The sequence below is a fragment of the Acinetobacter sp. AB03 genome (assembly GCF_058107045.1).
Genome location: NZ_JBUEBA010000002.1, coordinates 2,261,118 through 2,271,433 on the forward strand (window position 1 = coordinate 2,261,118; position 10,316 = coordinate 2,271,433).

The window sequence follows — 10,316 nt, forward strand, 5'->3', positions numbered from 1 at the left end:
AATTGGTAAGATAATAGGATATGTGACATTTATTATATCGGTTTTGAACGCTAAATTTGGTAACAAAACCATCATTATTATTTATAGTGATTTGACTATCATTCAAAAAAATATATATAAAGAAGACTAAGCTTTTGAATCTATAAGCCTTCTTTAAATTTTAATTTATTCAAAAACATTGTCGCTGTGATATTTTCACAGCATATAAATGGCTTTTTAGCCTGATTGACTGTATTTCGAGTTATAGAGATGTATAAAAGCCCATTCAGGCTTTTATTTCTACATCACGCGTGATCAATGCGTTCTTACTTGAATACTTTGAATATTCAATTTTTGCTTATAATTTTTCTGCGCAAAAACTTTTTGAATCTGTCCTAACTGCGCAACGGTTGCATCGACCCCAGCTTGCATGGTCAACTCACGGCCGCTGACATCAAAAATATGTACTTTCTCGCGCAGGTCTGGCTGAATCACAATATCAGCATTTTTCAGCTCAATTTGTGCAAGGTTCTTTTGCATGATATTGATATTTTGGTTGAACAGTCCCCAGACATTTGAGGTTTCGGTATACATCGGCTGCGCCAGAATATCGACCGCGATAATAATATCTGCCCCTAACTTACGTGCGACATCAACAGGTACTGGGCTGACTAAACCACCATCTACATATTCATCAGTACCAATCTTGGTTGGAATAAACATACTCGGGATCGATACCGATGCCCGAACCGCTTGCCCAGTATTGCCATAGTTAAAGACAACTTTTTTACCTTCTTTTAATTGCGTCGCCACTACATACATCGGGATAGGTAAGCTTTGAAGTGGCATATCGCTCACTTGTTCATTGACATAGTCTTCAACTTTTTGACCATCAAAGAAACCTTTCATGTCCAAACGAATATCGCGCACATCACTGGCTTTCATATTCAGCGCAATATCACGAATTTGATTGGCATTTTTACCGCTTGCATACAGCGATCCGACGATACTGCCGGCACTGGTTCCCACGATAAAGTCGGGACGAATCCCCGACTGCTCTAAAACTTGAATTGCGCCAATATGTGCATAACCACGTGCACCACCACTCCCCAACACCAAGGCAATAATTGGACGGTTCTGTTCTTTTTTGAGCTGTTTAAAATTGATCTGGTTGAGTCGCTCTTGGGCTTCCCCTGACTCAGTTTCGGTTAAAAACGCCTGATTTGGCGTTTCTTGAGCAACTTTGGGCATGCTTTGACAGCCAGCTAAAGCGAGCAATGTAAACGACATAAGGCTAAGTTTAATGTTTAACATGATTCACCGAAGTTGAGATAGAGCGAAATTTTCCAGCAGCATAGTGTATGAAAATCAGCAGTCCAAGTACTGTTGTTTTTCGTAAAAGCGTCATATTCCAGCATTATAATCTGTTTCAATTTTTCAGCATAACTCAACATGCACACTCAGCAGCTCACTCGCATCTTTCTGCATTTTTTAAAATTGGGCTGCTTGTCTTTTGGTGGGCCTGCTGCACATTTGGTGTTTTTTCACCGACATTTTGTACAACAACTTCGGTGGTTGAGTGATGCTGAATACACCCAACTGGTTGCTCTCGCACAATTGCTCCCTGGGCCGACCAGCAGCCAAGTGGGTATTGCCATTGGTTATCAACTCCAAGGCTACCGCGGTGCGTGCGCGGCTTGGCTCGGTTTTACTTTGCCGTCTATGCTCCTCATGGCATGTTTCGCGGTACTGGGTCAGCAGTATTTCAATCAACTCAGTGCGATGACACTACATAGCATTCAGTTGATCGTTTTTGCTGTGGTGGTCTGGGCCTTTTGGCAAATGTTGACAAGTTTCTGCAACACTATTTGGCAATATGTGCTGATGCTACTTAGCACCTTGTTTCTTTACTTTGTGCCATGGTCATTCAGCCAAGTTATCGTCATCTTTGTTGCTGCTCTGGTCGGTATTTATTTCGCATCAGATTCGACATCAAAGCTCCAAGACAGCAGCTTAAAAGCAAAAGTCCAAGCAAAGCAGGCTTATCTTTGGCTGATTGCCTTTGTTTTGCCCTTCATACTTTTTATTGTGTGGCATTCATCTTCTTCACTCTTCTCACAGAGCCTGTTCAGTTTTTACCAAGCCGCATCTTTGGTTTTTGGCGGCGGGCATATTATTTTGCCACTTCTACATCAGGACTTCGTCGCCAGCCATATTTTATCTGCCGAACAATTTGACTTAGGCTATGCGTTGGCTCAACTCATGCCTGGCCCCTTATTTAGTTTCGCCAGTTACTTAGGTGCTTTACTGCCTTTAACACCCTTTGTTTGGCTGAATGCGATTCTAGCCACTTTAGCAATCTTTCTGCCCTCATTCTTTTTAATCTTTGCTACTTTGCCTTATTGGTCTTGGCTTATGCAGCAAGCTGCGATCCGAAAAGCAGTGATTGGGATCAATGCTGCAGTGGTAAGTTTACTGCTGTGTTTAGTGATACAAATGGGACAAAGTTATTTCAAGCATTGGACTGACTTAGTTTTTGTGATCGCTGTTATTTTACTGCTTCGAACCAAACTCCCGATTTGGCTAAGCCTGATTTTAAGTTTTGCACTCTATCAGCTGTTGTTTTACTTTAGCGGTTAAATAGCCATAAAAAAGCCCCTATCAATGTAGAGGCTTTTTTAATGTGCTAAAAGATTACCAAATGTCTGATTTCACTTTGTCTTTAAATTTAGGATGGTTATCCAACTTAAATACTGGCTCTTTCACACCTTGTTTCAGCTGTGCCAAATAGTCTTTTAACAGCATCAATAAGAATGGTGTTAACAGCAAAATAGCAAACAAGTTAATAGTGGCCATGATACCCATGAACAAATCCGCAGTGTTCCAAATGAGAGGCACACTCATCACTGAGCCGAGATACACCATAATCAAAACAAAGATACGGAAGACGAACATCACCTTGGCATTGTTATTGATAAATTGCACATTACCTTCTGCATAGGCATAGTTACCAATGACTGATGAAAAGGCAAACATGAACAAAATCGTTGCAAGGAAATCATCACCCCAAGAACCAATTTGGCTCTCTAAAGCCATTTGGGTGAGCGCTACGCCTTCAAAGCCCGCATCATGATAAAGTCCTGAGGCCAAAATAATAATCGCTGTACATGAACACACCACGAAGGTATCCACAAATACACCGAGCATTTGTACCAAACCTTGGTTTACAGGGTGCTTTACATCCGATGCAGCTGCCGCATTCGGTGCTGAACCCATACCGGCTTCATTAGAGAATAAACCACGTTTAATCCCCATCATCATTGCCATAGAAACCATCGCACCGAAGAAACCGCCAGCAGCAGCTTCAAACTCAAAAGCTTTCGAGAAAATGAGCTGGAAGATATCGGGTAAAATAGCGTAATTAATTACGGCGATATATAAAGCAACAGCCAAATACAACAAAGCCATCAATGGCACAAAACTTTCTGCCACTTTGGCAATACGTTTAATCCCACCAAAGATAATCATTGCGGTCAGCAAGACTAGACCTAGTCCAACCCAAGACACCACAATATGAATGCCACCGAGCTCAAATGCCAAATTAGCTTTATCCCATCCCCATGCATGTGCTGTCGCACCCGTAATCGCATTGGCCTGTACTGCGTTAAACACAAAACCATAGGTTGAAATAAGCGCAACAGCAAAGACTACACCCAACCATTTTTGTTTCAGGCCTTGGGTAATATAGTAGGCAGGTCCACCACGGAACTGTTTATTTTCTTGGTCGCGCACCTTGAACAACTGTGCGAGAGATGACTCAACAAAAGCCGAACTCATGCCTAAAAATGCAGTGACCCACATCCAAAATACTGCACCCGGCCCACCAATCGCAATTGCGATCGCAACACCCGCAACATTGCCTACACCTACACGACTTGCAAGCCCAGTGACAAAAGCCTGAAAAGGTGTAATACCATGATCATCATCACATTCCTTACGGCTTGATTTCATGACCTTGATGCTGTGAAAGAATAAACGAATCTGTACCGCACCTGTAATGAGTGTATAAAATAGACCCACTGCAACCAGAAAAATGACCAAAAAGTCCCATAGAGGTCCATTCAGCTTATTCACCCATTCGAGTAATGTTTCATTTAATTGAGCATTCATCCCGATATCCTAATTATTGTGAGGAACCTGAAAGCAAAAAAAGCCCTAGTCTCCTAGGGCAGTTTGCATTTTCAATTAGTTAAAAAATTGCAAAATAGACTGAATGACAGCCACGTTAATCAAGTCTACAAAGAATGCGCCACATAAAGGCACAATCAAGAATGCCTTGTGCGAAGGACCATACATGTTGGTAATCGCCTGCATGTTTGCAACCGCAGTCGGGGTTGCACCCATACCAAATCCACAGTGACCCGCAGATAACACCGCAGCATCGTAGTTTTTACCCATCACACGGAATGTCACAAATGCAGCATATAAGCCCATCGTAATTGTTTGCGCACCTAAAATCACCACAAGCGGACCTGCAAGGTCAGCCAATTGCCATAATTTCAACGAAAGCAAAGCCATCGCAAGGTACAACGACAATGATGCATTACCAAATACATCAATCGCACGGTCAAAGATTTGAACTTTGAAAATACCTTCCAACACATTACGTAAAATCACACCACCTGCAATCGCCCAAACAAAAGTCGGTAACTCAAGCATTGTGCCTTTCATATGGCCGGTCATAAAGTCAGCAAAAGCCAAACAGCCTGCAAACAAACCTAATGTGGTAATCGCATTATCCGCAGTGATTAAACGCACACGATGTGGATATTCAAACGGTACATATTCTGTTGAATTAATATCAGTCAGTGGAGTGTTATCACTCTTTTCAATTTGTTCATTGGTACGTGGTGTCGCCAATTGATAGCGGTTAATAAGTAACTTCGCTAGAGGACCACCAATCAAACCACCAATAATCAAACCAAATGTCGCACTCGCCATACCCAAAGCTAATGCACCTTGGATACCATGTTTAACTTCTAGAATTTCACCCCAAGCACCCGCAGTACCATGACCACCAGTTAAGGTAATTGAACCTGCAATCAAACCAATAAGTGGGTCAATACCCAATAAAGTTGCAAGGCTAATGCCGACAAAGTTTTGCACCACAATAAATGAAGCGACAGCCATCAAGAAAATAACCAGACCGATCCCGCCCTCACGCAATTTGGCAAAGTTTGCACTTAAACCAATTGAGGCGAAGAAAATCAGCATAAAACTTGTTTGCAATTCGCTACTGGTCGTGATGCTATAGCCCCAAAGACTATGCACAACCAAGGAGATAATCGCTGCAACTAAACCACCTGCGACAGGTTCAGGAATGTTGTAGCGTTTCAAGAAACCAATTTTATTCACCAAGAAGCGGCCAAGTAACAAAACGATGACGGCAGCAATCAAGGTATAAAAAGCGTTAAAAGTAAATTCCATGACAATTGTCCATAAAGCGGATGCTTAGATTTTGTTAGCTGGCTAATAAGCCACCGAATCCATTGATACTTCAAGAGATATTTCGTAAATCTGAGACAAACTCAGTCTTGCGTATGGAAATTCAGGCAATGGGTAAATTGGTAACAAACTAAGCGATCTGATGCATAACATGTTCAGTTCTACACGATGAGTAAACTGAAATAACGTAATGCCCAATAATGTTTGGACACAGATACGGTTTTTTGAACGGAGTCACAAAAACCGCCCCATATTGCTTTAAAAACAAGCAATAAATACACAATATGGGCGAAAGACGGACATTATGCAGATTTTTTATAGATAATCTTTATTTTTTTACAATAATTTCCAACTATTTCACTTATTCTTTTCTGGCTTAATACTTAAGGCTATATTCAAAATGTATTTAGTCTGTATAAATTTCCCTACTCAAACAAAACAGGAGCCTAAAGCTCCTGTTTTTTTAAATCGCAACTATTTCATTATATGATTAGAAGCTGTATTTCGCCATTAAGCCAACGCGGTTGTCTTTGTAGCTATCCCCAGCAAAGGTATCACGTTTACCATTGATATATTCAACACCTAAATCCAAAGGTTTAACTGGTGAATAAATGAAGTTAATCCATGCTTGGTAAACTTCTTCATTTGCAGCTTTGTTTAAACGTGCGTAATCAGTACCATCATCCGCAAAGAGTGCACCATACGCTAAAGTCGAACGTAATTTTTCGTTGAATTTATACGTACCACCGACTTGTACGCCAAATGCCTCATTTTGCTCGATCTTGCCATTCGCATTATCTACATAAAATGCAGTGTTGCTTCCGTATAAGTAGTTGCTATTGCCCTGTACATAAGACACATCAGCACTGAGTTTTAACGGATCAATCACTTGATAATTTACACCAGCAGCAATACCCCAACCTGTTTTATCATCACCAGCTGCTTCAGATTTGTATTGCTCTACCAAACCACGAACAGATGCATTTGCTTTACCATCTGCAAAACCTTGCGTTAATTTCGCAGTTAATACAGGTAAGCTATATTTCACATCTGAAGCAACGTTTTCAGTATTAGCTGCATTACGCTCTGTAGCAGAACTATTACCTTCTTCCGCAGCAATGAATAATTTCGTTGCAGGTGCCAAATTAAAGCCATAACGTACTTGTGGAATACGAGTTGTACCTCCACCCACGTTCGTGCCGAAGTCAATCATTTCTGGTGCGTGGTTTGACAGGAAGTTAGAAGTGGTTTGACCAAACAACCAATTGTTATAAGTCAAATACGCATGACGAATACGCAGTGCTTCATTCGTTCCAGCAAAGTCTACTTCTACTTTACCGCCAAGTTTGTTGTCGCCAGCCACATTGGTATTGAAATCTAAACCTAAGCGTGTGGTTTTTGCTGTCGCGCGCAATTTATCCTTAACAGATGCAGGATCATTTTTACCAGTTCCACCTACTTTAGCAACACCATTGAAGTCGTCATCCGCACCTTCAATAATGTAGTTTGCATCGCCACGAACAAAACCATATAGGTTAATGTCTGCGCCAGACTTAGATTTGAACGAAGACAGTGGAGATTCAGCTTTTACAGGCGCTGGCTGTGCTTTCACTTGTTGAATCTGAACTGCTTGCTGTTGTTGAACTTGTTGCTGTTGTTGCATTAATGCTTTTAGCTCTGCAACTTCGGCACGTAACTGAGCGAGTTCTTGTTGTTCTTTGGTTGCAGCATGAGTTGTTGTCATCATCAGAGCAGCCACACTAAGTGCTAGGCTTTGAGCGATAAATGGCTTTTTATTGAGGGCTAAACGCATACACAAACTTCCTTTATTACATTGTTAATTGTGAATCAAAAATTCCATTTCAGTAAAATTTTTTGCACAAAAGACCACTCCGTTTTGGTCTTTTCATATGCAAAGTAATCTTATAAAGATGAAAAATCGCACATTTCGATGTTTTAAGATATGACCTTTTATTACTCTTGCCACTAAAGTCTAATGCACATAATTTCAAACTATAATTGATGTTATTCGCGATTGGCTTTGAAGCATCAAATTACAATTTAGACAGACTTTTGCAATAATTAAGTAACAATTCTTCGTATTTTCTTAAATATAGACTGAGTTTTATTTGAGATCTATATTTTTTTCTTATAACTAAAGTCTTAGTCTAATAGATAGCCACCTATGCCCAATGATGGGTCAAAATCACAGCTTTGCACCAAAAAAGCTTAACTATTCAGACTATTATTGCGCATAGTGAATGAAAAATTATCAGATATGAATACACGGTTATGGCATATAGATGTGCTCATAGGAAAAAAGCGTGACGAAATGCTTTAGTAGTTCTGTTATGTTCAATTTGAATGATTTCAACATCCAGAAAAATCCGCACTATACCAAGAAGCTTTTGCATATTATCCAGAAAAATGGATTTCGCCTTTTATTGAGCGCCGCCGTGAAAATGGTTGGGGAGTGTATGACTTACTCAATATTCAAAAAGGTGAAAAAGCGAAAATCGCACAGCAGCAATCACGTAATGACTAATTTTTTTTTAACGCACCTGTCGGACTATTCTTCACAGTCAATCAAGCATTAGGCATCGGCACGAAAATATTGCCATGATAATACAAAATGTGATTATTGCAGCCAAAGTACGAGTCTTAGAGACTTGCCCACAAGCCGCATGGAATCATCTTCATGCTCTAGTGCTGAATATACTTGGTGCTGCACAATTTGAAGAATTGGTCTGCAGTATGGCACTAGGCTATGGGGATCCTGAGCAGATCGTCAATCGCTTTATAACACCACGCGTACCAGTTGAAGATTTTGCAGTATTATTAAATAGTGACTAAGATTTAAAGCATTCATTTAAATAACAAAAGAGACTAAAATAAGTCTCTTTTTTATATAGTCACAACTTCAATTTTTAGGCTTTTTCGTGCTCAAGCTTAAACACATAATACAAAGCCAAAGCCACAAAAATAGCCATAACAATGGCCATATTCAAAAGTGCCGACCAGAGTAGAAAATTAAGAATCACGCCACAAAGTAGACCACAACCAAATTGCATACTGCCCATAATCGCACTGGCCGTTCCTGCTCGTGCACCCTGCTCAGACATTGCAATCGCCATGGCATTTGGCCCTGTAAAACCGATTGCTGCGACAGCGAGAAACATCCCTGCACATACGATATATAAGGGCGCATGCGTCATGCTACCCGCTACCAACAACAGCCCCACACCAGCCAGTTGCAAAAAACTGCCTAATTTTAAGCGCTGAAAAACACTTAACTTTTGTGCCAGACGTTTATTTAAGGTCGAGAACAGCATAATCCCAACTGCATTGGCACCAAAGGCATAGGCAAAAACTTGCTGACTTAAGCCGTAACCATCCATCAGAATGGCAGCAGAAGCACTGATATAGCAAAAGAGTACAGCCCCGGCAAAACATCCAACAAACATCGGGCGTCTAAAGCTCGAATCTTGCAGAATCGCTCCGTAAAGGTTTAAAACTTGATTAAAGTTAAGCTTTAAACGACGCTTCGGATCTAAAGTTTCTTCAAAGAAAAAGTGTACGCAGCACAGGCTTCCCAAACCAACGACCATCAAAAAGGCGAAAATACTATGCCAACTACTGAAACTCAGTACCAGCTCGCCTAAACTCGGTGCAATAATCGGCGCGATGGTGGTCACGATCATCATACTGGCAAATGCTTGGGCTGAGGCTTGCATATCTAAACGATCACGAATCGCAGCTCGAGCAATCACCACACCTACACAACCGCCTAAGGCTTGCAAAACCCGGGCGGCAATGAGGCTCCACTCACTGTTTGCAAACACACACAGTAAACTAGCAATAATGTAGAGACTTAGGCCAAAATACAGCGGTTTTTTCCGCCCAATTCGGTCACTTACAGGTCCATAAATCAGTTGTCCAATCGCCAAGCCCAAGAAGTACGCAGGTAAGCTGTTGGCCACCATTTGTGTGCTTACCCCAAAGTCATTCGCCATTTGTGGCAAAGCGGGTAAATACATATCAATAACCTGAGTTCGACGAAATCTGCTTAGCCTTTTAGCATATTTTGGAAAGTTGGCTTATTGGGATTCAAACAATAAGCCACTACAGCAGCCATGATATTCACCATGAAGTTATTTACCGAACGATGACGTGAATGTTCAAGTTGATGTAAATTTTTTAATTGATCATTCACGGTTTCGATCAATCCTCTTCTGCAAAGTAATTGTTTTTCTTCTTCAGTTTGGATGGGTTTATTTTTCATATTCCGACGTGATGGGGTCAATATTTTCAGTCCTCTTGCTGCTAAAGCTTCGGCTTTTGCTTTGCTCAAATAGCCTTTGTCTCCGAGTAGGATTCCTTTTAATTCTTGAGTTAAAGATTCTAATATAGCAACATCATGAACATTTCCCGATGTCAGTTTGAAATTAATAATTTCACCTAAATTATTGATAACGATATGTAATTTAAAACCATAAAACCAACCCGTACTACTTTTTCCACGGCCGGCCAAGCCTTTAAATACACGATGCCTTTTAATCCGAAGATTATGGCAAACTACCAATTTAGTGGAGTCAATGATACTGATTCCCGTATCTTTTCCTTTCACCTGGTGGAAGAAACTACTCAGAGCTTGCAAACAACGGGGCATGATTTCAATAAATCGGTTGTAGCTAAGCAGTTTAGTAAAAGCAGATTTCCAGAATGGAACGATCATTTGGCAATAAAAATATTTGAAGAATCTAAAACCGGATTGATGAAATAAAATGACCTCTGTACACGACAAATTTCACAGAACCCTTATCCTATCAGGA

At 40.7% G+C, this 10,316-nt stretch carries 5 protein-coding genes and 3 pseudogenes; 2 read left to right on the forward strand and 6 right to left on the reverse strand.

Annotation, left to right across the window (positions count from 1 at the left end):
• Positions 1 to 294: 294 nt before the first annotated feature.
• The gene (locus tag ACY3FQ_RS11485) at positions 295 to 1,293 is read right to left on the reverse strand and encodes a patatin-like phospholipase family protein (protein ID WP_201950713.1); all 999 of its coding nucleotides are present in this window, start codon (positions 1,291 to 1,293) and stop codon (positions 295 to 297) included.
• Between the two features lie 138 nt (positions 1,294 to 1,431).
• Here ACY3FQ_RS11485 and chrA point away from each other — a divergent pair, with 138 nt between their 5' ends.
• Complete coding sequence (gene chrA, locus ACY3FQ_RS11490) at positions 1,432 to 2,619, forward strand: chromate efflux transporter (protein WP_201950711.1); 1,188 nt, start codon at positions 1,432 to 1,434, stop codon at positions 2,617 to 2,619.
• 54 nt (positions 2,620 to 2,673) lie between these two features.
• Here the strand turns inward: chrA and ACY3FQ_RS11495 are convergent, their stop codons facing one another.
• The 3 genes from ACY3FQ_RS11495 to ACY3FQ_RS11505 form a co-directional block, all read right to left on the reverse strand.
• Positions 2,674 to 4,149: an alanine/glycine:cation symporter family protein gene (locus ACY3FQ_RS11495; RefSeq protein ID WP_201950709.1), complete on the reverse strand. Its 1,476-nt coding sequence runs from the start codon at positions 4,147 to 4,149 to the stop codon at positions 2,674 to 2,676.
• A gap of 75 nt (positions 4,150 to 4,224) precedes the next feature.
• On the reverse strand, positions 4,225 to 5,466 hold the full coding sequence (gltS, locus tag ACY3FQ_RS11500; protein WP_489774079.1) for a sodium/glutamate symporter: 1,242 nt from the start codon (positions 5,464 to 5,466) through the stop codon (positions 4,225 to 4,227).
• 508 nt (positions 5,467 to 5,974) lie between these two features.
• Positions 5,975 to 7,297, reverse strand: a complete 1,323-nt coding sequence (locus ACY3FQ_RS11505; protein WP_201950703.1) for a DcaP family trimeric outer membrane transporter — start codon at positions 7,295 to 7,297, stop codon at positions 5,975 to 5,977.
• 432 nt (positions 7,298 to 7,729) lie between these two features.
• Here ACY3FQ_RS11505 and ACY3FQ_RS11510 point away from each other — a divergent pair.
• A pseudogene (locus ACY3FQ_RS11510) lies at positions 7,730 to 8,337 on the forward strand (nitroreductase family protein); the annotation flags it as partial.
• A gap of 74 nt (positions 8,338 to 8,411) precedes the next feature.
• Here ACY3FQ_RS11510 and ACY3FQ_RS11515 read toward each other — a convergent pair.
• Positions 8,412 to 9,527: pseudogene (locus ACY3FQ_RS11515) on the reverse strand (multidrug effflux MFS transporter); the annotation flags it as partial.
• 23 nt (positions 9,528 to 9,550) lie between these two features.
• Positions 9,551 to 10,279: pseudogene (locus ACY3FQ_RS11520) on the reverse strand (IS982 family transposase); the annotation flags it as partial.
• Positions 10,280 to 10,316 lie beyond the last annotated feature (37 nt).

Bases quoted from the DNA above. Each gene is read 5' to 3' on its own strand.
- gltS (WP_489774079.1), bottom strand. From the start codon at position 5,466: ATGGAATTTACTTTTAACGCTTTTTATACCTTGATTGCTGCCGTCATC.
- ACY3FQ_RS11485 (WP_201950713.1), bottom strand. From the start codon at position 1,293: ATGTTAAACATTAAACTTAGCCTTATGTCGTTTACATTGCTCGCTTTA.
- chrA (WP_201950711.1), top strand. From the start codon at position 1,432: ATGCACACTCAGCAGCTCACTCGCATCTTTCTGCATTTTTTAAAATTG.
- ACY3FQ_RS11505 (WP_201950703.1), bottom strand. From the start codon at position 7,297: ATGCGTTTAGCCCTCAATAAAAAGCCATTTATCGCTCAAAGCCTAGCA.
- ACY3FQ_RS11495 (WP_201950709.1), bottom strand. From the start codon at position 4,149: ATGAATGCTCAATTAAATGAAACATTACTCGAATGGGTGAATAAGCTG.